Annotated in this window: 22 protein-coding genes; 10 read left to right on the plus strand and 12 right to left on the minus strand. The window is 70.6% G+C overall.

The window, feature by feature from the left end; all coding sequences use genetic code 11:
- A complete protein-coding gene (sfnG, locus tag ACIA5G_RS35935; protein ID WP_395931480.1) occupies positions 1-1116 on the plus strand; it encodes a dimethylsulfone monooxygenase SfnG in 1116 nt (371 codons plus the stop codon).
- 9 nt (positions 1117-1125) lie between these two features.
- Positions 1126-2367 carry an SLC13 family permease gene (locus ACIA5G_RS35940; protein ID WP_395931482.1) on the plus strand — a complete coding sequence of 414 codons (1242 nt, stop codon included), beginning with the start codon at positions 1126-1128 and terminating at the stop codon, positions 2365-2367.
- A gap of 108 nt (positions 2368-2475) precedes the next feature.
- Here the strand turns inward: ACIA5G_RS35940 and ACIA5G_RS35945 are convergent, their stop codons facing one another.
- From ACIA5G_RS35945 to ACIA5G_RS35960, 4 genes are all read right to left on the minus strand, one after another.
- Positions 2476-4218 carry a hypothetical protein gene (locus ACIA5G_RS35945; RefSeq protein ID WP_395931484.1) on the minus strand — a complete coding sequence of 581 codons (1743 nt, stop codon included), beginning with the start codon at positions 4216-4218 and terminating at the stop codon, positions 2476-2478.
- A gap of 183 nt (positions 4219-4401) precedes the next feature.
- Positions 4402-5505, minus strand: coding sequence for a bifunctional RNase H/acid phosphatase (locus ACIA5G_RS35950; RefSeq protein WP_395932256.1), 1104 nt, complete (start codon positions 5503-5505; stop codon positions 4402-4404).
- 8 nt (positions 5506-5513) lie between these two features.
- Complete coding sequence (locus tag ACIA5G_RS35955) at positions 5514-6251, minus strand: zinc ribbon domain-containing protein (protein ID WP_395931486.1); 738 nt, start codon at positions 6249-6251, stop codon at positions 5514-5516.
- Between the two features lie 9 nt (positions 6252-6260).
- On the minus strand, positions 6261-7082 hold the full coding sequence (locus ACIA5G_RS35960) for a Nif3-like dinuclear metal center hexameric protein (RefSeq protein WP_395931488.1): 822 nt from the start codon (positions 7080-7082) through the stop codon (positions 6261-6263).
- Between the two features lie 31 nt (positions 7083-7113).
- On the opposite strand from ACIA5G_RS35960, the gene ACIA5G_RS35965 reads away from it, so the two are divergent.
- The 4 genes from ACIA5G_RS35965 to ACIA5G_RS35980 all read left to right on the plus strand — a co-directional run bounded on the left by ACIA5G_RS35965 (position 7114) and on the right by ACIA5G_RS35980 (position 9937).
- On the plus strand, positions 7114-7680 hold the full coding sequence (locus ACIA5G_RS35965) for a chorismate mutase (RefSeq protein ID WP_395931490.1): 567 nt from the start codon (positions 7114-7116) through the stop codon (positions 7678-7680).
- A gap of 230 nt (positions 7681-7910) precedes the next feature.
- Positions 7911-8372, plus strand: coding sequence for a low molecular weight protein-tyrosine-phosphatase (locus tag ACIA5G_RS35970; RefSeq protein WP_395931492.1), 462 nt, complete (start codon positions 7911-7913; stop codon positions 8370-8372).
- A gap of 60 nt (positions 8373-8432) precedes the next feature.
- The gene (locus ACIA5G_RS35975) at positions 8433-9263 is read left to right on the plus strand and encodes an SURF1 family protein (protein WP_395931494.1); all 831 of its coding nucleotides are present in this window, start codon (positions 8433-8435) and stop codon (positions 9261-9263) included.
- A 50-nt stretch (positions 9264-9313) separates the two neighbouring features.
- Complete coding sequence (locus ACIA5G_RS35980; RefSeq protein ID WP_395931496.1) at positions 9314-9937, plus strand: FMN-binding negative transcriptional regulator; 624 nt, start codon at positions 9314-9316, stop codon at positions 9935-9937.
- Positions 9938-9973: 36 nt separating this feature from the next.
- Here ACIA5G_RS35980 and ACIA5G_RS35985 read toward each other — a convergent pair whose 3' ends face one another.
- Together ACIA5G_RS35985 and ACIA5G_RS35990 are read right to left on the minus strand one after the other, a co-directional pair.
- Positions 9974-10870 carry a cobalamin biosynthesis protein gene (locus tag ACIA5G_RS35985; protein ID WP_395931498.1) on the minus strand — a complete coding sequence of 299 codons (897 nt, stop codon included), beginning with the start codon at positions 10868-10870 and terminating at the stop codon, positions 9974-9976.
- Positions 10871-10934: 64 nt separating this feature from the next.
- On the minus strand, positions 10935-11660 hold the full coding sequence (locus ACIA5G_RS35990; RefSeq protein WP_395931500.1) for a FadR/GntR family transcriptional regulator: 726 nt from the start codon (positions 11658-11660) through the stop codon (positions 10935-10937).
- 61 nt (positions 11661-11721) lie between these two features.
- Here ACIA5G_RS35990 and ACIA5G_RS35995 point away from each other — a divergent pair, with 61 nt between their 5' ends.
- The 4 genes from ACIA5G_RS35995 (at position 11722) to ACIA5G_RS36010 (ending at position 14523) form a co-directional block, all read left to right on the plus strand.
- Positions 11722-12216, plus strand: coding sequence for a gluconokinase (locus ACIA5G_RS35995; protein ID WP_395931502.1), 495 nt, complete (start codon positions 11722-11724; stop codon positions 12214-12216).
- Positions 12213-13580, plus strand: a complete 1368-nt coding sequence (locus tag ACIA5G_RS36000) for a gluconate:H+ symporter (RefSeq protein ID WP_395931504.1) — start codon at positions 12213-12215, stop codon at positions 13578-13580. The genes ACIA5G_RS35995 and ACIA5G_RS36000 overlap by 4 nt, the downstream gene beginning before the upstream one ends.
- Before the next feature lie 119 nt (positions 13581-13699).
- The gene (locus tag ACIA5G_RS36005; RefSeq protein ID WP_395931506.1) at positions 13700-14023 is read left to right on the plus strand and encodes an ArsR/SmtB family transcription factor; all 324 of its coding nucleotides are present in this window, start codon (positions 13700-13702) and stop codon (positions 14021-14023) included.
- Entirely contained in the window at positions 14020-14523 is a 504-nt protein-coding gene (locus tag ACIA5G_RS36010) for an SRPBCC domain-containing protein (protein ID WP_395931508.1), read from the plus strand. Before ACIA5G_RS36005 ends, ACIA5G_RS36010 begins: the two co-directional genes overlap by 4 nt.
- A gap of 48 nt (positions 14524-14571) precedes the next feature.
- On the opposite strand, the gene ACIA5G_RS36015 is transcribed toward ACIA5G_RS36010, so the two are convergent.
- From ACIA5G_RS36015 to ACIA5G_RS36040, 6 genes are read right to left on the minus strand one after another with little or no spacing between them, the layout of a single operon-like run.
- Positions 14572-15540, minus strand: coding sequence for an N-acetylglucosamine kinase (locus ACIA5G_RS36015; RefSeq protein WP_395931510.1), 969 nt, complete (start codon positions 15538-15540; stop codon positions 14572-14574).
- Positions 15537-16802: a 6-phospho-beta-glucosidase gene (locus tag ACIA5G_RS36020; RefSeq protein ID WP_395931512.1), complete on the minus strand. Its 1266-nt coding sequence runs from the start codon at positions 16800-16802 to the stop codon at positions 15537-15539. Before ACIA5G_RS36020 ends, ACIA5G_RS36015 begins: the two co-directional genes overlap by 4 nt.
- Positions 16799-17689, minus strand: a complete 891-nt coding sequence (locus tag ACIA5G_RS36025; protein ID WP_395931514.1) for a carbohydrate ABC transporter permease — start codon at positions 17687-17689, stop codon at positions 16799-16801. Before ACIA5G_RS36025 ends, ACIA5G_RS36020 begins: the two co-directional genes overlap by 4 nt.
- Positions 17686-18717 carry a carbohydrate ABC transporter permease gene (locus ACIA5G_RS36030; protein ID WP_395931516.1) on the minus strand — a complete coding sequence of 344 codons (1032 nt, stop codon included), beginning with the start codon at positions 18715-18717 and terminating at the stop codon, positions 17686-17688. The genes ACIA5G_RS36025 and ACIA5G_RS36030 overlap by 4 nt, the downstream gene beginning before the upstream one ends.
- Positions 18714-20072, minus strand: coding sequence for an extracellular solute-binding protein (locus tag ACIA5G_RS36035; protein WP_395931518.1), 1359 nt, complete (start codon positions 20070-20072; stop codon positions 18714-18716). Before ACIA5G_RS36035 ends, ACIA5G_RS36030 begins: the two co-directional genes overlap by 4 nt.
- Before the next feature lie 23 nt (positions 20073-20095).
- Positions 20096-21304: an ROK family transcriptional regulator gene (locus ACIA5G_RS36040; protein WP_395932258.1), complete on the minus strand. Its 1209-nt coding sequence runs from the start codon at positions 21302-21304 to the stop codon at positions 20096-20098.
- Positions 21305-21446 lie beyond the last annotated feature (142 nt).

The raw sequence follows: 21446 nt of genomic DNA on the forward strand, positions 1-21446 counted from the left end.
ATGTCTTCGCTCGAAGAACCCCTCAAATTCGCCTACTGGGTCCCGAACGTGAGTGGTGGCCTCGTCACGTCCGACATCGAACAGCGGACGGACTGGGGCTACGAGTACAACCGGCAGCTGGCCGTCCTCGCCGAGAACAACGGCTTCGAGTACGCGCTCTCACAGGTGCGCTACACCGCCAGCTACGGCGCCGCCTACCAGCACGAATCAACCGGGTTCAGCCTGGCGCTGCTGCTCGCGACGCAGCGGCTGAAGGTGATCGCGGCCGTCCACCCCGGACTGTGGCACCCCGGTGTGCTGGCCAAGTTCATCGCCAGCGCCGACGTCATCTCCGGCGGGCGCGCCGCGGTGAACGTCGTGAGCGGCTGGTTCAAGGACGAGTTCACCGGCCTCGGCGAGGCGTGGCTGGAGCACGACGAGCGGTACCGGCGGTCGGAGGAGTTCATCCGCGTGCTGCGGGAGCTCTGGACGAACGACCACGCCGAGTTCCGCGGCGACTTCTACCGGATCCACGACTTCGACATCAAGCCGAAGCCGGTCGTCTCGCCGCACCCGGAGATCTTCCAGGGCGGCAACTCCACCGCGGCGCGCAAGCTCGCCGGCCGCGTCTCGGACTGGTACTTCAGCAACGGCAAGGACTTCGACGGCTTCAGTGAGCAGGTCTCCGAGGTGCGCGGGTACGCGGCCGAGAACGACCACACCGTCCGATTCGGACTGAACGGCTTCCTCATCGCCCGCGAAACCGAGAGCGAAGCGAAGGCCGTGCTGCGCGAGATCGTCGACAAGGCCAACAAGGACGCCGTCGAGGGCTTCCGCAACGCCGTCAAGCAGGCCGGCAAGTCCACTTCGGACACCAAGGGCATGTGGGCGGACTCGGAGTTCGAGGACCTCGTCCAGTACAACGACGGCTTCCGCACCCGGCTGATCGGCACGCCCGAGCAGATCGCGGACCGGGCGATCGAGTACAAACGGCGCGGCGCGAACCTGCTGCTGCTCGGCTTCCTGCACTACCTCGAGGACGTCGAGCACTTCGGCACGCACGTGCTGCCGGTGATCCGCGAGAAGGAACGTGATCTCGCCCGCGGCGCCGCCACCCCGGAGCCGCTGGGCGTCTAGCGTGAGCGGGTGAACTCACTCGCGGCCGCGGCAAGCCTGGCCCTCCTGGCCGGTGTGCTGGTCTTCGCGATCGTGCGGCCGCGGGGCTGGCCCGAAGCGGTGGCCGCGGTCCCGGCGGCGGGGCTCGCGCTGCTGCTGGGGCTGGTCCCGCCCGCCGCGGCCGGGGAGCGCGCCGTCGAGATCCTCCCGACGCTGGGCTTCCTGGCCGCGATCCTGCTTTTGTCCTTTTTGGTCAGTGTGGACGGCGTGTTCTCCTGGCTCGGCAACCGCCTGGCGGAGGCCTGCCACGGCAAACCGCGGCGGCTGCTGGTGCTCACCTTCGCCGCCGCGGCCGGGGTGACCGCGGTCCTCAGCCTGGATGCCACGGTTGTGCTGCTCACCCCGGTGGTGCTGGCGACCGCGACGAGCCTCCGCCTCCCGGCCCGGCCGCACGTGTACGCGTGCGCGCACCTCGCCAACTCGGCGTCGACGCTCCTGCCGGTGTCCAACCTGACGAACCTGCTGGCCTTCGCCGCGTCGGGCCTGACGTTCGCCGGCTTCACGGCGCTGATGGCGCTGCCGTGGCTGGTCACGATCGGCATCGAGCTGCTGGTGTTCCTGCGGTTCTTCGCCGCCGACCTTCGCCCCCGGGAGACGGCCTCGCCTGCACGGCACCTCGAGACGCCGGTGTTCGCGCTCGTCGTCCTGGCGCTGACGCTGGTGGGCTTTGCACTGGGCCCGCTGGGGCACGTCGAGCCGGTGTGGATCGCGGCGCTGGCGGCGTTGATCCTCGGCGTCCGCGCGCTGTCCGCGGGCAAGATCCGGCCGTGGCAGCTGGTGACGGAGGCGGCGCCGCAGCTGTGCCTGTTCGTGCTGGGTCTGGCGGTGGTGGTGGAGGCGGTTTCGGAGCACCTGCTCGGCGGCCTGCTGCGGTCCCTGCTGCCGACGTCCACCGGCCTGGTCGAGCTCCTCGTGGCGGCGGGCGTGGCGGCGCTGCTCGCCAACCTGGTCAACAACCTCCCGGCCACGCTGATCCTGCTGTCGGTGCTCGGCCCGCACCCGGCGCCGGGAGTGTTGCTGGCGGTGCTGTTGGGGGTCAACATCGGCCCGAATGCGACGTACCTGGGCTCGCTGGCGACGCTGCTCTGGCGCCGGACGCTGCCGGAGCACCCGTCGGCGAAGACGTTCCACGCGCTGGGGGCGATCACAACGCCCCTGTGCCTGGTAGCGGCGACGGTGGCGCTGTGGCTGGGCTTGGGTCTGGTGACGTAGCCCGTCACTCGCGTGATTGAGGCCGGAACTCGCGTGATTGGAGCCGGATCTCGCGAGTTACGGCTCCGATCACGCTGGTCACGCCCCTGATCACGCGAGTTACGGGATTCAGCTCGGCATCGTGATCGTCTGGCCCGGCTTCATCGTCGCGCCGCAGTCGTCCAGCGGGCCGCCGAAACGGTCCGCCGCCACCTCGGGGATCGTCTTCTTCGCGTACTCCTGCGCCGCCGTCAGCTTGGCCGGATCCGTCACCGCGTCGCGGCGAACCCAGTCGCCGTTGCGCAAGCCCTCGATCGGGGAGCTGTAGATCAGCACGTAGTCGCGGTCGAGGCGCGGGTCCAGTGCGATGCCGTTGCCCGCGGCCCACGGGCCCCACGAGTGGATGAACGTCGGCTTCACCGTGTCGAACACGTAGTTGCGCAGGCCCGCCAGGTCGTTGTCGTGGACCAGGTCGGCGATCGGCTTGTTGACCAGCCCGGCCATGTCCACCAGCTCCAGCCGGCTGGTCATCGACGAGCCGCCGAGGTCCGGCAGCAGCAGCGAGGCCTGCTGGATGCCCAGGATGTCGGCGTAGGTGTTGAAGCCGCGGCCGAAGCGGTCCGCCACCAGGCAGGCCGTGATGTTGGGGTTCTTCGCGAACTTGTCCGCGGCCTGGGCGAACCCGATGGCCGACGGGACGAACGCGCCCACCAGCACCACGACGATGCCGATCCGCAGCAGCGCCCGCCGGTGCTTGAGCAGCTCTCCCGCCGACAGCGTGCCCGCGATGACGCCCAGCGCCCAGATCGGGCTGGCGAAACGGTGCTGGTACATCCAGTCGGCGACCATCACGCCATACGCGATGACGCCCAGCGCCAGCGGCACCAGCAGCGCGATCAGCGAACGCCGCCACGGTGCCTTGACCAGCGCGAACACCACCACCAGCACCAGCAGGACCACACCCGCCCAGCCCGCGTACTCGACGAGCTCGAAGGGGCGCTTCACCGCGTCGAACCCGGGCAGGCCCTGCTGCTTCGCCACCGACGGGTTGGCCAGCAGCCGCCCGAACTCGGCGTGCCGCCAGACGACGTACGCGCCGAACGGGACGGCGAACGCCGCCACCGACAGCAGCGCGAGCCGGAAGCTCTTCCAGAACTGGCCCGAGCGCAGCAGGAACAGCGCGGCCAGCGGGTATGCGCCCGCGTAGATCAGGCCTTCCGGCCGGGTCAGCGCGGCGAACGCGACCAGCACGCCCGCCCAGATCGCGACCTTCGGCGTCAGGAGCTTGTCCCGCTTGACCGAGACGAACAGCGTCACCGCCAGCGTGACGACGACAAACGCGAACAGCGAGTTCTCCAGGCCGGACACGACCCAGATGACGAACGACGGGATGGTCGCCAGCGTCAGGCCCGCAACCAGGGTGACCAGCCAGGCGAAGCGCGTGAAGATCTGCTTCGCGGCGATGTAGCACGCCGTCAGGATGCCGCCGGTGAACAGCAGGCCCAGCGCCTTCGGGAACAGCACGTAGTCCGGGAGGCCGAACAGCAGGCCGTGGTCGAAGAGGCCGACGAGCTTGCCAACACCGAGCAGCACCATCCACGTCGGGTCGGAGAAGCCCTCGACCGGCGGCGCGCCCGGCTGCAGCACCGGGCCGAGGCCGTCGGCGAAGCTGCGGGCGTAGGAGAACGTGATGGCGGCGTCGTCGACGATCCAGTGGCCGTAGCGGGTGGCGTGCACGGCGACCGCCGCGACGCCGGCGAGCACGGCCAGCACCGGCGCCAGCCGCGCGCCCCAGCCCCGCGTGGTCGTCACGGGTGCCGGGTCCTCGGGGACGTCGCTCGGGGAGGTCTCGGTGAGTGCGCTAGCCGTCATGTCCTCGTCACTGTTCCGCCCGCAGGCCTCTGCCGGTGGGATACGCACGAGCTGGCGCCCCATGAAGCAGGCCCGAGGCCGGGCCCGCCACCGCGGCGTCGCGGTCGAGACACTGTAGCCAATACCCCATCCGGGGTCGGCCACGCGTCGGCATTGAGCGTGATCCACCCCACATTTACCCGATCAGGCCAGGTGCGAGGTGTCGTTCACCAACCGGACCGACGCGTTCCCGTCCGGGTAGAACTCGACGATCGACAGCGACGCCAGGTCCAGGTGCAGCCGGAACAGCAGGGACGGCCCGGCGTCCAGGCCCATCCGCAGCAGCGTCTTGATCGGCGTCACGTGGCTGACCAGGATCAGCGTCCGGCCGCCGTGCTCGGCGATCAGCTCGTCGCGGGCCTTGCGGACGCGCCGGTGGACCACGTCGAAGCTCTCCCCGCCGGGCGGCGGCACCGAGCTGTCGCCGAGCCAGGACCGGTGCAGCTCGGGGTCACGGTCGGCCGCTTCGGCGAACGTCAGCCCTTCCCAGTCGCCGAAGTCGGTCTCGATGAGGCCGGGGTGGGTCTCGACGCGCCCGCCGAGCGCGTCGGCGACGGCCTGCGCGGTCTGCTTCGTGCGGGTGAGCGGCGAGGAGACGATCGGGACGGCCTCGCCGTCGACGACCAGGCCTTCGGTGGCCGCCAGCCGCTTCGCTGCCGCCGCGGCCTGCGCGCGGCCCAGCTCGGTGAGCGGGACGTCGCCGCGGCCGGAGTAGCGCCGCAGCGCGGACATCTCCGTCTGGCCGTGGCGCAGCAGGAGCAGCCGGGTCGGGGTGCCGGTCGCGCCGGTCCAGGCGACCGTTGCGCGGTCCGGCTTGCGGGTCGGCAACTTCGGCGCGGCGACGGGCTTTCCGGCGGCCGCGTCCATGGCCTCGTTGGCCAGCCTGTCGGCGTGCGAGTTCTGCGCTCGCGGGATCCACTCGTACTTGACGCGGGAGAACCCGGCGGCCAGCTCCTTGGCCTGCTCGGCGAGCGGCTGCATGTCCGGGTGCTTGATCTTCCAGCGCCCGGACATCTGCTCCACCACGAGCTTCGAGTCCATCCGGACGTCCACAGTGGACGCTCCGAGCTCGGCCGCGGCGGCCAGGCCGGCGATCAGCCCGCGGTACTCGGCGACGTTGTTGGTGACGACGCCCAGGCCTTCCTTGCGTTCGGCCAGGACCTCGTCGGTGGCGGCGTCCTTGACGACCGCGCCGTACCCGGCCGGGCCCGGGTTGCCCCGGGAGCCCCCGTCCGCTTCGACGACCACGTGCGACGTCACAGACCCGACTCCATGGTCCGGACCAGGATCGCGCCGCAGTTCTCGCACTGGATGACGTCGTCCTCGGGCGCGCCCTTGATCTCGTTGACGGTGTTGCGGTCCAGCTCCAGCTGGCACGCGCCGCAACGGCGGGCCCGCAGCAGCGCGGCGCCGATGCCCTTGTGCTCGCGGACGCGCTCGTACAGCTTGAGCAGCGGCTCCGGGAAGCGCGGCAGCAGCTTCGCGCGGTCTTCGTCGCGACGCGCGCGGATGGTGTCGAGGTCCTTGAACGCCTCGTCGCGGCGGGTGATCGCGGCGGCGACCTCGGCCTCGGCCTTGTCGACCTCGGCGCCGGTGCGCTGCGCGTCCAGGCCCAGCGCCTCGCGCTGCTCCATCAGCTCCAGCAGGTCGTCTTCGAGCGCGCTCTGCCGGCGCTCCAGGCTCTGCAGCTCGTGCTCGATGTCGGACATCTGCTTCGCGACGACGGTGCCGGAGGCCAGGAGCTTGCGGTCGCGGTCCTCGCGGGCGCGCACCGACTCGATCTCCTTCTCCTGCCGGGCGATCTCCCGGTCGAGGTCGGACGAAGCGGTCTCCACGGACACGAGCGCGTCGCGGCGCTCGCGGGCGGTCTTTTCCCCGGCGTCGATTTCGGCCAGCTCAGGCAGGGTGCGACGGCGGTGCGCGGTGCGCGAGAGCTCGGCGTCCACCTTGGCGAGCTCGAGCAACTGGCGCTGCACGGCGGGTTCGGCCTTCACGGTGCTCCTCTAATTCGGCTTGCGCTCGGCGCGGACGTTCCACGGGTCGGTGCACCTCGTGGAGACGTGAACGTCGACGTTACCCGCAAACGCTTCCGCCACGACCGCCGAGGCTTGCCCGCACCAGGGCCATTCGGAGGCCCAGTGGGTCAGCCCGACCAGCGCGGGCACCGGGCCGCGGCCGGCCAGGTGCTCACCCGCGGGGTGATGCCGCAGGTCGGCGGTGACGAAGGCGTCGACCCCGGCCGCGGTCGCCTGCTTGAGGTAGGAGTCACCGGCTCCGCCGGACACCGCGACGGTGCGGATCGGGCGGTCCGCGGCACCGGCGCCGAGCACGCCGGGCACGGTCACGGGCAGGGCGTCGGCGACTCGCTGGACGAAGGTCTCGAACGGCTCGGCTTCGGGCAGTTCACCGATGCGGCCGATGCCGGTGACGCCGTCCGGCTTCGGGTCCAGGGGCCGGGTGACGCGCAGGCCGATCGCCTCGGCGAGCGCGTCGGAGACGCCGGGGTCGGCGGAGTCGGCGTTGGTGTGCGCGCAGTAGAGGGCGACCCCTTCGCGGATCATCCGGTGCACCAGCGCGCCCTTGGCGGTGTCGGCGGGCACACCGTGCACCCCGCGCAGCAGCAGCGGGTGGTGCGCGACGATCAGCTGCGCGCCGAGCTCGACGGCTTCGTCGACGGTCTCGGTGACGGGGTCGACGCAGAACAACACGCGCGTGACGGGTTCGGCCGGGTCGCCGCAGACGAGGCCGACGGCGTCCCACGACTCGGCGAGCGCGGGCGGATAAGCCTGTTCCAGCGCGCTGATGACTTCGGAAAGGGCGGGCACCCGGGGATCTTCGCATGTACGGTGCGGAGCCATGCGACTTCGGTCCGGGCTCGCCCTGCTCCTGGTGCTCTTCGCGGCGCTCCTGCTCGCCGCGGTCCCGGCGTCGGCCTCGGGCCCGACGCTGTGGCGGCTCACCGACCTGGCCGCCCAGCGCGTCCGGATCGCCGACCGGGTGGCGGCGGCGAAGTACGGCACGCCGTCCCCGATCGACGACCCGGTGCGTGAACAGCAGATCTACGACACGGTCGCCGGGCAGGCCCCGGCGCTCGGCCTCACCCCGGCGGACGCGGTGCGGTTCTTCCGCGCCCAGATCGAGGCGAACAAGATGGTGCAGCGCGGGCTCTACGCACGCTGGGACGCGCACCCGTCGGAGGCGCCGGCGACCCGGCCCGACCTCGGGCAGCTCCGCCCGGTGATCGACCGGCTGAACAGCGGGTTGCTCACCGAGCTGGCGGCGACGATCCCCGCGCGGAAGGCGCGCTCGTGCCCGAACCGCCAGCTGGTGGCCGCGGGCGTGGCCGACGTCGTCCACCACTTCGACGCGCTCCACGCGCGCGCCCTCGGCGAAGCGACCTCGGCGACCTGTTCGGCCCGTTAGGAGCGCCCCGGCGGCGGCGGACCGCCGCCGCCGCGAGCGCCGGGTGGAGCGTCAGTTGCAGTTGCCGCAGCAGCCGCAGCCCTGACCGGTGCACTTCGAGCAGCACCCGTGCATGATCGCTCTCCTTCCGGTTCGCGTCCTCGCCCGATCGACGCTAGGTGTCCCGCGCGACCCGGTGGTACCGCCGAGCGAGCGGGTGACCGGGTGAACCCGGTGGTTACGCTGACGACGTGTCGCACATCGTCTTCGTCTGCTCCGGCAACATCTGCCGCTCCCCGATGGCCGAGCTGGTCTTCCGCGCCCGGCTCGAGGACGCCGGCCTCGACGGCGCCGTCCGGGTGACGAGCGCGGGCACCGGCCCGTGGCACGCCGGGGAGCCCGCCGACAAGCGCGCCCGCGCGACGCTGAAGGCGCACGGCTACCCGACCGCGCACGTCGCGTCCGAGGTGTCGGACGAGGACCTGGCCGCCGACCTGCTGCTGGCCGCGGACGCCGGCCACGCGGAGTTCCTCCGCGCCCGCGTCGACGACCCGGCGAAGGTGCGGCTGCTGCGGTCGTTCGACCCGTCGGCGCCCAAGGGCGCCGAGGTCCCGGACCCGTACTACGGCGGTGACGACGGCTTCGAAGACGTCCTCGGCATGATCGAGCGGGCGGTGCCCGGTTTGCTCGATTGGGTGCGTTCGCGGGGGTAGGAATCACAGGTCGTGGAGGTCGGCGGGCGGCCGGGCGGGGGCACGGCCTACCGTGGTGGGGTGCGGTTGCGGTTCCTGCTCCGGCCCGGGTGGCTGGCTCTGACGGCGGTGGTGTTCACCTTCGCCATCTGCTGCTTCACGCTCCTTTCGCCGTGGCAGTTCAGCCGCAACACCGAGCGCGAGCAGCAGAACTCCGCGCTGGAGACGTCGTTCACCGCGGCGCCGGTGCCGCTCACGCAGCTGCTGCCGCCGGGCGCCGTGCCCGGGCCGCACACCGAATGGCATCTCGTCTCGATCACCGGCCGGTACCTGCCGGACAAGGAAGTCATCGCGCGGCTGCGGACGGTCCAGGGTGAAGGCGCCTTCGAGGTGCTGACACCGTTGCGGACCACCGACGGCACGGTCGTGCTCATCGACCGCGGGTTCGTCAAGCTCGACAGCAAGTCCGGCGCGCTGCCGTTCGCGCCGGCGCCGGGCGGGACCGTGCAGGTCACGGCCCGGGTGCGCGCCGACGAGACCGACCCGAAGAACCGCGACGCGTTCGCCGACGCCTCGACCGGCGGGCGGCTGCAGAGCTACGTCGTCGACTCCCAGGTCGTCGCGCGGGCCGGGAAGCTCGACATCCGGCCGGGGTACTTCCAGCTCGACGCCGGTCAGCCCGGGGTGCTCGGCGCGCTGCCGCTGCCGCAGACGGACTCCGGGCCGTTCCTGTCGTACGCGCTGCAGTGGATCGCGTTCGGCGCGATGGCGCTGCTGGGCTGGCTGTACTTCACGGTCCGCGAGCTCAAGCCGGGCGGCGCGCTGACCCCGGCGTCGGCGCCCACCCGCCGGAAGTCCGTCGCGGAGATCCTGGCCGAGGACGAGTACGCGGAAAGTGGCCCTCTCAAATAGTCCATTACTGGACCTTTCTCGAGTCCACTTGCCTGTGATGGCCTGGGGTCATGCTGATCCACCCGTGGGACGCCGCCGAGGACACCGAATGGCGCGAGTGGCTGTCCGGCCACGACTTCGGCCAGCTCATCGCCGGCGGCGCGGGCCGCGACCTCCCGATGGTGACCCCGGCCCACTTCGCCTACGACGGCGACCGCACGATCGTCACCCACCTGGCCCGCCCGAACCCGATCTGGCCGCTGCTGGAGGAACACCCCCGCGCGCTCCTGACGGTGGTCGACGACTACACGTACATCCGCGCGGACTGGAACACGGCGGACGGCGCGGACCCGGCCTTCGGCGTGCCGACGTCGTACTACGCGACGGTGCAGCTCGAGGGTGACGTGCGCCTGGTCGACGACCCGGCTGCGAAGGCGGCGTTGCTGGACAAGCAGTTGCGGCACTTCGAGACCGACGGCGCGCGGGCTTCGGTGAGCGCGGCTTCGGAGTCGCCGGACCGGCGGCTGCTGCCGGGGATCCGCGGGATCGAGTTCACGATCACGGGGGTGCGGGCGAAGTTCAAGTTCGGGGGGAACCGGACGGCGGAGGACCGGGAGCGGATCGGGGGTCGTCTGGCCGAGCGGGATGGGCGGTTGGATGCGGAGGCTTTGACGCAGTTGCGGCGCCGCGGCTGAGAGCGCAACGGCCCCCGCCCTTCGCCAGGGAGGGCGTCAGCGCGAACGGCGCCAGAAGCCCGCAACCACGGCCAGCAGCACCGAAGTCACCCCGGCCAGCCACCCGACCACCCGTGACAGCTCGACCGCCCGCGTCACGTGCCCGGCGTCCGGATTGCGCCCGACCCCGAGCACCGGCAGTTCCGCCACCCCGTGCGGGTACACCGTGCGCCCGCCGACGCGGACCTCGAGCGCTCCGGCGAACGCCGCCTCCACGCGGCCCGCGTTGGGGCTCGGGTGGGCGATGGTGTCGCGGCGCCACGCCCGCCACGCGCCGCCCGCGGAGCCGCCGACCACCGGGGCGGCCAGGACCGTGAGGCCCGCCGCCACGCGGGTGGGAACCAGGTGGACCAGCTCGTCGAGGCGGTCGATCGCCCAATGACCACGGCGGCCGCCGCGGGCACGGCGCAGCAGGCTCACCGCTCGCGCGCCGAGCAGGCCCGGCACCCCCGCCACCGCGCCCCACACCAGTGGCGCGACCACCGCGTCGGAAGTGTTCTCCGCCAACGTTTCCACCGAAGCGCGCGAAAGCGCGATCGGCCCGAGGCCGTCGGCCACGCGAGGGTCCAGTTCGGACAGTGTCGAGCGCGCCGGCTCGAAGCGGCACTCCTCGAGGTCGCGGGCGAGCTCCGTGCCCTGCAGGGCGAGCCCCGCCGCGCCGAGCACCGCCCACGTCGTCACCGCGGTCGCCGAGGCCTGCAGCACCGGACGGCCGCGGCCCGCTCGTTCCAGCAGCACTCCGCCGGCCACCAGCACACCCGCCAGCGCGGCTCCGGGGCCGGGACGGTGCGCGATCCGGCGGAACGCCGTCACCGGGGGCCGCCGCCGGGCGTCGCCGAGGGCGCCGTCGGCCGCCACACCCAACACCAGTCCGATCGCGCGCGCCGCGCTCACCCGTGCCCCCCGGCAGAAGAAAACTCCAGTACCCGACGAGGCTACTCGACCCCGCGGCCGTGCCTTACTCGACCAGCGCCGCGATCTCGTCACGCGCCTGGACGACGATGTCCCGCATCGCCCGCTCCGCCCGGTCCGCGTCACCGCCGGCCACCGCGGCGGCCACCTCCAGGTGCAGCGCCACGGCCTCGGGCTGCGGCTCCGGCGGCATCAGCCCGTGCCCGGTCCGGCCGGTGAGCACCTCGGCGACGACCTGGGACAGCTGCGCGAACATCGGGTTGCCGGACGCGCCGAGCAGCAGGTCGTGGAACGCGATGTCGAACTCGAGGAACGTCGTGAGGTCGCGCGCCCGGGCCGTCCGCGCCAGCCGCTCGCCGAGCGCGCCGAGCCGGCCGCGCTCCTCCGGCGTCGCGCGCAGGGCCGCGTACCGCGCGGCGCACGGTTCGATCGCCGACCGCAGCTCGTTCAGCGTCGCGAGCGCCGCCGGCCGCGCCGGGCCGTCGAGCTGCCAGCGGATCAGCCGCGGGTCGTAGTGGTTCCACTCCCCCGGCTCGCGGACGGTCACCCCGACCCGGCGCTTGCTGCTGGTCAGCTGCATCGTTTCGAGCACCCGGACGACTTCGCGCGCCACCGTCCGCGAAGCACCGAAGCGCTCCTGGAGCTCTTCGGAGCGCAAGACGGTGCCTGGTGGCAGCGCTCCGTTGGCGATCGATGCGCCGAGGGCGTCCAATACCTGCTCGTGTCTCACTCGGCCAACGTAACCATCTGACTCGATTAAGTAGTACTTCATCTTGAATAAGTAGTACTTTTGAGCTTCACTCACCTGAGCACAACGACGTGGGAGGTGCGGGATGACCGTCATCGTGGTGATGGGGGTGTCGGGCTCCGGGAAGACGACGATCGGCACGGCGCTCGCCGGCGCGCTGGACGTCGAGTACGCCGAAGCGGACACGTTCCACCCGAAGGCCAACATCGACAAGATGACCGCGGGGCACCCGCTGACCGACGAGGACCGCGCCCCCTGGCTCGAGGCCATCGCCGGCTGGATCCGCGACCACCAGAGCTCCGGCGGCGTCGTGACGTCGTCCGCGCTGAAACGCCGGTACCGGGACGTGCTGAGAACCGGCGGTGACGTCTGGTTCGCCCACCTGCACGGCGACAGCGCGCTGCTCGCCGAGCGGATGAAGAGCCGCTCGGGTCACTTCATGCCGGTGTCGCTACTGGACTCCCAGCTCGCCGACCTGGAACCCCTCGAGCCGGACGAGCCCGGCGCGATCTTCGACATCGGCGGCTCCCCCGAGGAGATCACCCGGGCCGCCTTGACCGCCTTCCGGGAGCACGCATGAACACCGTCCTCGCGGCCGCCTGGACCGGCCACGACACCCGTCTGATCGGCGCAACCGTGGTGGCGATCGCCGTCATCGTCGTGCTGATCACCAAGGTGAAGCTGCACCCGTTCCTGTCGCTGGTGCTCGGCTCGCTCGTGCTCGGGCTGGCCGCGGGGATGCCCATCGCCGACCTGATCAAGAACTTCTCCGGCGGCGTCGGGAGCACGGTCGCGTCCGTCGGCATCCTGATCGCGCTGGGCGCGATGCTCGGCAAGCTGCTGGCCGACTCCGGTGGCGCCGACCAGATCGTCGACACCGTGCTCGGCAAGGCTCGCGGCGCCGCGCTGCCGTGGGCGATGGCGCTGGTCGCGGCACTGATCGGGCTGCCGATGTTCTTCGAGATCGGGCTCGTCATGCTGATCCCGGTGGTGCTGCTCGCGGTCAAGCGCACCGGGAAACCGTTGATGCTGCTGGGAATTCCCGCCGTCGCCGGGCTCTCGGTGCTGCACGGCCTGGTCCCGCCGCACCCGGGCCCGCTCGCCGCGGCGGGCGCGCTGAACGCGAACGTCGGGATCACGCTGGCGTTCGGCCTGCTCGTCGGCATCCCGACGCTGGTCATCGCGGGCCCGCTGTTCGGCAAGGTCGCGGCCCGGCTGGTGCCGGACGCGGCGCCGCCCGAGCGGCTGATCCCGGAGCGGGCGGACACGGACAAACCGCGCCCGAGCTTCGCGGCGACGATGACCACCGTGCTGTTGCCGGTCGTCCTCATGCTCGCGAAAGCGCTGTCGGACATCTTGCTGGCCAAGGAAAGCCAGGCGCGTCGCGTGCTGGACTTCGTCGGCGACCCGCTGATCGCGCTGCTCGCGGCGGTGCTGGTGGGCATGGTGCTGCTCGGCCGCCCGGCCGGCCTCGACCGCACCCGGCTGTCCACTGTGGTCGGTGACTCGCTGGGCCCGATCGCGGGGATCATCCTGATCGTCGGCGCGGGCGGCGGGTTCAAGGAGACGCTGGTCAAGGCGGGCGTCGGCGACGTCATCACCGGCCTGGCCAAGGACGCGAACCTGTCCCCGCTGCTGCTCGGCTGGCTGGTGGCGGTGGCGATCCGCCTGGCCACGGGCTCGGCCACGGTGGCCACGGTCTCGGCGGCGGGCATCGTGGCGCCGTTGGCCGCGACGATGGATCCGTCGCAGAGCGCGTTGCTGGTACTGGCGATCGGCGCGGGGTCGTTGTTCTTCTCGCACGTCAACGACGCCGGGTTCTGGCTGGTCAAGGAGTACTTCGGGTTGTCGGTGGGCCAGACGCTGAAGAGCTGGTCGGTGATGGAGACGCTGATCTCGGTCGTCGCGATCGCGCTGATCCTGCCGCTGTCGCTGCTGGTCTAGTTCAAAGCCGTGAAGGGCACCCTCATGGACTTAAAGCCATGAGGGTGCCCTTCATGGCATTCGGGGACCGGTTGAGCGACCGTTGACATGTGACCTTTTGGTCACCTATTCTCACTCACGTGCCCGACGACGACCTGGTGTTCAAGGCGCTGGCGGATCCGACCCGCCGGTTGCTGCTCGACCTGCTCTTCGAACGTGACGGCCGCACGCTCACCGAGCTCGAGACCCAGGTGGACATGACCCGCTTCGGTGTCATGAAGCACCTGAAGCTCCTCGAAGAAGCCGGGCTGGTCGTCGCCCGGAAGGAAGGCCGTGAGAAGCGGCACTTCCTCAACCCCGTGCCGATCCGGCAGATCCACGACCGGTGGATCGACAAGTACACCGAACACCAAGTGACCGCGCTGCTCGATCTCAAGAACGAACTGGAAGGCAACGAGCCATGACGAACACCGTGCAGGTCCACCGCGTTTACATCAAGGCCACCCCGGAGCGCATCTGGGAAGCCATCACGAAGCCCGAGTGGACGCAGAAGTACGGCTACAGCGGCCTCGCCGACTTCGACCTCGAGCCCGGCGGCAAGCACCGGACGCGCCCGACGAAGGAGTTCATCAACGCGGGCTTCACCAGTGACCTCGTTGACGGCGAGGTCCTCGAAGTCGACCCGCCACGCAGGCTCGTCGTCACCTGGAAGCTGCTGATGAGCCCGGAACTGGTGGAAGAGCCCTACACGACCCTCACCTACGACATCGAGGAAACCAAGACCGCCGGCACCAGACTCACGATCACCCACGACGTCACCGGCGCGCCGAACACCGCCGCGCTGGTGAGCGGGCAGATGGAGGACGTCAACGCCGGGCCGGGCGAGAACGCCGGTGGCGGCTGGGCCTGGGTGCTCTCGGACCTCAAGTCCCTGCTGGAGACCGGTGAGATCCTGGTGCCGTGAAAGGGTCTGGTGGCCTGCCTCGCGCCGCTTCGAGGCAGGCCACCAGGGTCATGTGCGCTGGGTCGCCGCCTTGAGGGCCGCCTTCGCAGCCTCCGACGCACCCAGCGTGTCCAGTCCGAACAGGGCCGCTCCCACCACGGGGTTCACGTCGACCACGCGGACCACCGCGCGCGGCGCGACCTTCAGGCACCGCCGCTCGATCTCCGCGATCACCGGCGCGCCGATCCCGGTCAGCACCCCGCCGCCCAGGACGATTTCCGGCGCTTCCTCCGTCAGGTCCAGCTTCCGCAGGATCACCGCCGCGAAGACGCTGACCTCTTCGACGAACCGTGTGACGATGTCCGCCGCCACCTCGTCGCCCGCCGCCGCCACCTCGAACAACAACGGGCACAGCCCGTGGATCGACGCCGCGTCGATCTCCTCGAAGTGCAGGCCCTGCACCACGTCCAGCAGCGTCGGCTTGCCGAAGTAGGCAGCCACGGCCGGCATCAGCGCGGTCCGCGGGCCGCGGCCGTCCTCGGCGCGCACGGCCCACCACAGCGCTTCTTCGCCGAGGCGGTAACCGCCGCCCCAGTCGCCGGAAATCTTGCCCAGCGCGGGAAACCGGTGCACCCGGCCGTCCGGGCCGACGCCGGCGCCGTTGATCCCGGCGCCGCACACCACGGCCACCCCGACCCCCGCGCTGCCCGCCCGGAGCAGCGCGAGGGTGTCGTTGCCGACGACCAGCGTGTCACTCCAGCCGCGGGCCGCCAGCGCCGCGTGCAGCGCCTCCTCCTCACGCGGGAAGTCGAGCCCGGCGAGGTACGCCGACGTGTGCACGGCGAACGGCTTTTCGCCGAACCCGGGAAAAGCCGCCAGCACCAGCTCTTCGAGCGCCGCGACACACGCCGCGACGCCGACGTTCTGAGGCGACGCGCCGGGGCCGCGCGACTTCCCCAGCACCACACCGTCTTCCGAGATCACCAGGACCTCGGTCTTGCTGTTCCCGCCGTCGATGGCAATGACAGCTGGCCTCATCCGCGCGCCCAGGGCAGGTACTCGCGGTTGATCTGCACCAGGGAGTCGGCGAGCGTGTCGGCCTTCGTGTACTGGCCGACCAGCGGGTGCGCGAGCAGTGCGTCGGCCACGCGGTCGCGGCCGCCCTTGATCGCCGCCTCCAGCGCGAGGAACTCGTACGCCGTCGTCGCCGCGATGAGACCGGAGAACTGCGGCTCCACGGGCGTCTGCGGGATCGGTGTCGCACCGGAAGAGTCCACAAGGGACCGCGACTCGATCACGGCGTCGTCCGGCAGGAACGGGAATGTGCCGTCGTTGCGGACGTTCACCACGTGTTCCTCGGCCGGGCCGCCCGCGGTCAGCGCGTGCACCAGCTGCACCGCCGCCTCGGAGTAGTACGCCCCGCCACGCTTCTCGAGCGACTCCGGCTTCGTGTTCTGCTCCGGGTCGAGGTAGATCTTCAGGAGCTCTTCCTCGACGTCGGACACGACGTCCGCGCGCGGCCGCTCGGTGCGCTGCTTGGTGACCTGCTCGTCGTGCGCGTAGAAGTACTTCAGGTAGTACGACGGCACGACGTTCATCCGCCGCAACCACTTCTCCGGCACACTAACCTCGTTGGAGAGGTAGTCCAGGTGCTTCTCCAGCAGCTCGGGCAGCCGGTCGACACCGTCGACGAGCGCGCCACGCTCCCAGCTCAGGTGGTTGAGCCCGGTGTGGACGAGCTTGACGTCGTCCGCGCCGACCCCGAGCAGCTTCCCGAACTGGCGCTGGAGGTTGATCGCGACGTTGCACAGCCCGACCGCGCGGTGCCCCTCGTTGAGCAGCGCCCGCGTGACGATGCCGACCGGATTGGTGAAGTTGACGATCCACGTGTCGTCACCGGCGATCTTGCGGACGCGGTCGGCGATGTCGAGCACCACCGGCACCGTGCGCAACGCCTTCGCGAGCCCGCCCGCACCGGTCGTCTCTTGCCCGACGCAGCCGCAGGCGTGCGGGAACGTCTCGTCGGAGCGCCGCGCCCGCTGCCCGCCGACGCGCAGCTGGATCAGCACCGCGGACGCGCCGTCGACGCCTTCTTCCAGCGACTGCGTGGTCCGCACCTGGGCGGGGTGACCGGCGTGCGAGAGCAGCCGCTGGCTGAACCCGCCGACCGCCTCGACGCGGTAGGCGTCCGGGTCGACCAGCACGATCTCGTCGACGTCCAAAGTGGACCGGCGACCGGCGATCCCGTCGATCAGCTCCGGCGTGTAGGTGGACCCGCCACCGACGACTGCCAGCTTCATCCCTTGACTCCCGTGAATGTGATGCCCTTGACGAACGACTTCTGGGCGAAGATGAACAGCACGATCACCGGCGCCATGATCAGCGCGGTCGCCGCCATCGTCATGTTCCACTCGACGTGGTGCATGCCGCGGAAGGACGCGATCGCCAGCGACAGCGGCCAGTTGTCCTGGCTCTCGCCGGTGTAGAGCAGCGGCCCGAAGTAGTCGTTCCAGGTGAACAGGAAGCAGAACATCGCGGTGGCCGCGATCCCCGGCTTGGCCATCGGGATCAGCACCCGGTACATCGCCTGGAACTCGTTGCAGCCGTCGATCTTCGCCGCTTCCAGGTAGTCCTTCGGAATGGTGAGGAAGAACTGCCGGAGCAGGAAGATCGAGAACGCGTCGAAGAAGAAGTACGGCACGATCAGCGGCACGAGCGTGCCGGTGAAGCCGAGCCGCACCCACAGGTCGTACAGCGGCACGACGGTGACCTGCGGCGGCAGCAGCATCGCCGCCACCGTCAGCATGAAGAACAGGTTCTGCCCGCGCCACCGCAGTTTCGCCAGCGCGTACGCCGCCGGGATCGCCGAAAGCAGCGCGCCCACCGTCGCCAGCCCCGAGTACAGCAGGCTGTTGCCGAAGTACTCCAGCAGCGGCGCCTTCCGGAACACCTCGACGAAGTTCTCGAAGTGCCATTCGGACGGCCACAGGCTCGCCGTCATCGCCTGGTCGCTCTTCATCACCGCGGTGAGGAACACGAACAGCAGTGGCAGCACGAAGATCACGCCGAGCGCGATGCCGATCGCGTGGGTCGCGATGTAGGCCAGCCGCTTGTCCCAGCTGTGCTTGAACCGCACCTTCGGCGGCACGCCCGCCGGTTTCTGCGGCGCTTCGGCCAGTGCGGTCATGCCCCCTCCTCCTGGTGCTGGGACTTCCGGAGCTGCCGCACGAGAATCCACGTGAAGGCCGCGCTCACGATGAACAGCAGCACCGCCATGGCCGCCGCGTAACCCATGTTGAAGTAGCGGAAACCCTGGACGTACAGCCAGATCGGGTACGTCAGTGTCGAGTTCTGCGGCGCCCCGATGAGTTTCGAGTTGCCGGCGACGTCGGCCGTCCCCGCCGAGGCGGACGCCGCGACGATCGCCTGCGTGAAGAACTGCAGCGCGTAGATGATCGAGTTGACCACGCCGAACAGCAGCACCGGCGAGATCGACGGCAGCGTGACGTGCCAGAACTTGCGCACCGCACCGGCGCCGTCGAGCTCCGCGGCCTCGTACTGCTCGTTCGGGACGTCGAGCAGCGCGGCCAGGATGATGATCATCAGCTCGCCGGAGCCCCACAGCGCCAGCAGCGTCAGCGCCGGCTTCGACATCGCCGGGCTGTTGAACCAGAGCCCGCCGTCGATGCCGACAAGCCGCAGGAACCGGTTGACCGGCCCGAACTCCGGGTTGAACACGAAGACGAAGGCCAGCGTCGCCGCCGCGGGCGGGGCGAGCGTCGGCAGGTAGCACAGGGTCCGGACGAGCCCGACCCCCGACTTGAGCCGCGAGATCACCGACGCGATGCCGAGGGAGAACGTCACGCGGCAGACGGTCAGGACGACCACCAGCCACAGCGTGTTGTACGCGGCGGTGCCGACCAGCGGCTCGCTGGTGAACATCCGGACGTAGTTGTCGAACCCGATGAACTGCGGCGGGTTGATCAGGTCGTAGCGGGTGAAGGAGTAGTAGACCGTGGCGATCAGCGGGTAGCCGAAGAAGATCAGGAACCCGAGGAACGCCGGGGCCATGAAGAAGAAGACGGTCCGGCGGCGCTTGGCCCGGCGGGCCCCCGCCCGCGCCTGGTCAGGCGCGGCCGGGGAACCGTCGGTCTTCGCGGAGAGGGTGCGGGGCGAGGCGGTCTTCACCGCCGAGGCCCCATCGGACAGAGTCATCCGCCCGCGCCCTTTTGCTTCAGTTCGTCGTCGATCTGCGCGTCCACCTTCTTCAGGCCCTCGGTCAGATCGGGCACCGAGCCGGCCTGCCACTTCTCGGCGAAGTCGTTGACCGCCTTGAGGTGCGCGTCCCCGATCGGGGTGGTCTGGTTCGCGACGAGCTTGCCGCTGTCGTAGATGTCGAGGAACGTCTTGAACTGCGGCTGCAGGTCCAGCTTCGGCGAGGTGAGCGAAGCCTTGGTGCTGGGCACGTTCTTCAGGCCGTTGGCCATGTCCACCAGGGTGTCGGTGTCCAGGGTGACCTGCTTGACGAGCTCCCACGCGGCGCCGGGGTTCTTGGCGCCCTTGGGGATCGCGATGATCGTGCCGGTGGTGAAGCCGCCGCCGTAGTGGTCGGCCATGCTGTCGAGCACCGGCGCGGGCGCGGTGGCGTAGTTGAGGGTCGGCGCCTGGTCCTTGAGGAACGCGGTGCGGAACTCACCGTCGTAGATCATCGCCAGCTTGCCCTTGTGGAAGCCGTTGTCCGCGGAGTACTCGTCCCCGAGCCCGGCCTTGAACTGCTCGACCTTGTCGTGGCCGCCGAGGAAGTCGATCATCTTCTTCTGGAACTCGAACATCGACTTCCAGCCCGGGTTGCTGGCGAGGTCCGACTTGCCGTCCGGGCCGAGGAACGGCGCGCCGAAGTTCGGCGCCCAGTACTGGGCCTGGTTGGCGTAGAACGGCATCGACGGCAGGAAGCCGGCGACCTTGATCGAGCCGTCCGGGTTGAACTCGGTGAGCTTCTTGGCGTCCTCGAACCACTCCGTGGTGGTCTTCGGCGGCGAGGTGATGCCCTTCGCCGCGAACATGTCCTTGTTGTAGTACAGGCCGTAGACGTCGGCGAGCATCGGCATCGCGCACCGCTTGCCCTGGTACTCGGTGTAGTTGCGGACCGCCTCGGGGATCTGGTTGAGGTCGATCTTGTCGCGCTCGATGTAGGGCTTCAGGTCCTGGAAGCTGCCGGTGGAGCACCAGGCGCCCAGGTTGTCGGTGTAGAAGGAGATCGCGACGTCGGGCGGGTTGCCGCCGCGGATCGACTGGGTGAGCTTGTCGTCGTCCTGGTTGCCCTCGTGCTTGATCTCGATGTTCGGGAACTTCGCCTTGAGCTTGTTCAGGCCGGCGGTGACCACGCCGTACTCGCGGTCGGTGAACTTGGAGTACACGGTGATCGTGAGCTTGTCGTCCTTGCCGGGCGCGGCCGCGGCGTCACCCCCGCTCGGGGCGGCGGCACCGGAACAGGCGCTGGTCAGCAGAACGGACGCCGCGGCGGCGGCCGCTAGCAGGGCGCCTCGGCGGATCCGGGTGGTAGGGGGCATGGCCCTCCTCCTCATCGGTTGGGCTACTCGGTCGGGGACGGGGCGGGACGGGTTCTTCCGGCCTCGGGCCGGCGCGACCCGAGGAGCGTGGGGGTGACAACGCCGAAGACGTCCTCACGGGTCTTGGCGAGCGCGGACTGCAGCGCGCCCGCGCGGACGGCGTTGCCCTGCACGGAAGCGCAGCCGACGGGCGTGCGCGGCAGGACCAGTTCGTGCAGCCGGTCCTGCACCAGGGCGGCGAAGTCCTCACCGCCGGCGCGGCTGGTGTCCCCGCAGAGCAGCACAAGCTGCGGGTCGGCGACCGCGACGAGGTTGGCGATGCCGCCGGCGACCCGCCGGGCGAGGTCGACGAGGAACGGATGGCCCTTTTCGGCCTTGCCGACGGCTTCCCAGGCGGTCTCGGCCTTGATGCCGTGTGCGGCGGCGAGGCGGCAGACCGCGGGCGAGTCGACCAGGTTGCCGAACCGCGCGCCGGCCTCGGGCCAGACGTCGCCGGTGTCGACGGTCGCGGCGTCGGGCACGCGCATCCAGTCGATCTCGCCCCCGCCGCCGGTGGCGCCGCGCAACAGCCGGCGGCCGATCACCACCGCGCCGCCGACCCCCTCGGAGATCCACACCATGACGAAGTCGTCGACGTCCTGCGCCTTCCCGGCACTCATCTCCTCGACGGCGACGAGGTTGACGTCGTTCTCGATCAGGACGTCGACCCCGAGCTCGTCGCTGAGCTTCTGCGGGACGTCGAAGCCGAGCCAGCCGGGGATGTGCGGGGCGGAGGAGAGCAGGCCGGTCCGCGGGTCGAACGCGCCTTGCGCGCCGATCACGACGTGGGCGAGCTCCTGGCGGGTGATCCCGGCCGCGGCGGTGACGTGGTTGAGCGCCTCCCCGAAGGTCCCGACGACGTCGGCGCCCTCGTGGACGGGCAGCGGGGTCCGATGTTCGGCGAGCACGATCCCGGCGACATCGGCGACGACGAAGTCCGCGACGTGCGGCGTGAGGTCCACGGCGGCGACGAACGCGAGTCCGCCGTTGGCCGCCCAGAGCTGGGCGCGCGGCCCGCGGCCACCACCCCGCACGCCGGCCTTCATGACGAGGTTGTCCAGCTCGAGCCGGGTGATGAGCTGCGCGGTGGCGGGCTTGGAGAGGCCGATGGCGAGCTCCAGCTCGGCACGCGTGAGCGGGCCCTCCCGGAGGAGGACCTCGATGGCCGCGCGATCGTTGATCTCGCGCAGCATCCGCGGGCTACCGGCTCGCACTGTCGTCGCTCCCGACTTAATTAGGATACTTTACAGACGGTTTCCGGGGACTGTAGTGAGCCGGGGCACAGCCGTCAACGGGCTCCGGAAACGGGCAGGTAACGCTTGGGGCCGCACTGGG

This window comes from Amycolatopsis sp. NPDC051758, from assembly GCF_044453095.1.
In the GTDB taxonomy this organism is placed as follows: Bacteria; Actinomycetota; Actinomycetes; order Mycobacteriales; family Pseudonocardiaceae; genus Amycolatopsis.

Coding starts and splice junctions, on each gene's coding strand:
- sfnG (WP_395931480.1), top strand. CDS start 1: ATGTCTTCGCTCGAAGAACCCCTCAAATTCGCCTACTGGGTCCCGAAC.
- ACIA5G_RS35945 (WP_395931484.1), bottom strand. CDS start 4,218: ATGACGGCTAGCGCACTCACCGAGACCTCCCCGAGCGACGTCCCCGAG.
- ACIA5G_RS35965 (WP_395931490.1), top strand. CDS start 7,114: ATGCGACTTCGGTCCGGGCTCGCCCTGCTCCTGGTGCTCTTCGCGGCG.
- ACIA5G_RS35980 (WP_395931496.1), top strand. CDS start 9,314: ATGCTGATCCACCCGTGGGACGCCGCCGAGGACACCGAATGGCGCGAG.
- ACIA5G_RS35990 (WP_395931500.1), bottom strand. CDS start 11,660: ATGAAGTACTACTTAATCGAGTCAGATGGTTACGTTGGCCGAGTGAGA.
- ACIA5G_RS35995 (WP_395931502.1), top strand. CDS start 11,722: ATGACCGTCATCGTGGTGATGGGGGTGTCGGGCTCCGGGAAGACGACG.
- ACIA5G_RS36000 (WP_395931504.1), top strand. CDS start 12,213: ATGAACACCGTCCTCGCGGCCGCCTGGACCGGCCACGACACCCGTCTG.
- ACIA5G_RS36010 (WP_395931508.1), top strand. CDS start 14,020: ATGACGAACACCGTGCAGGTCCACCGCGTTTACATCAAGGCCACCCCG.
- ACIA5G_RS36015 (WP_395931510.1), bottom strand. CDS start 15,540: ATGAGGCCAGCTGTCATTGCCATCGACGGCGGGAACAGCAAGACCGAG.
- ACIA5G_RS36020 (WP_395931512.1), bottom strand. CDS start 16,802: ATGAAGCTGGCAGTCGTCGGTGGCGGGTCCACCTACACGCCGGAGCTG.
- ACIA5G_RS36025 (WP_395931514.1), bottom strand. CDS start 17,689: ATGACCGCACTGGCCGAAGCGCCGCAGAAACCGGCGGGCGTGCCGCCG.
- ACIA5G_RS36030 (WP_395931516.1), bottom strand. CDS start 18,717: ATGACTCTGTCCGATGGGGCCTCGGCGGTGAAGACCGCCTCGCCCCGC.
- ACIA5G_RS36035 (WP_395931518.1), bottom strand. CDS start 20,072: ATGCCCCCTACCACCCGGATCCGCCGAGGCGCCCTGCTAGCGGCCGCC.
- ACIA5G_RS36040 (WP_395932258.1), bottom strand. CDS start 21,304: ATGCTGCGCGAGATCAACGATCGCGCGGCCATCGAGGTCCTCCTCCGG.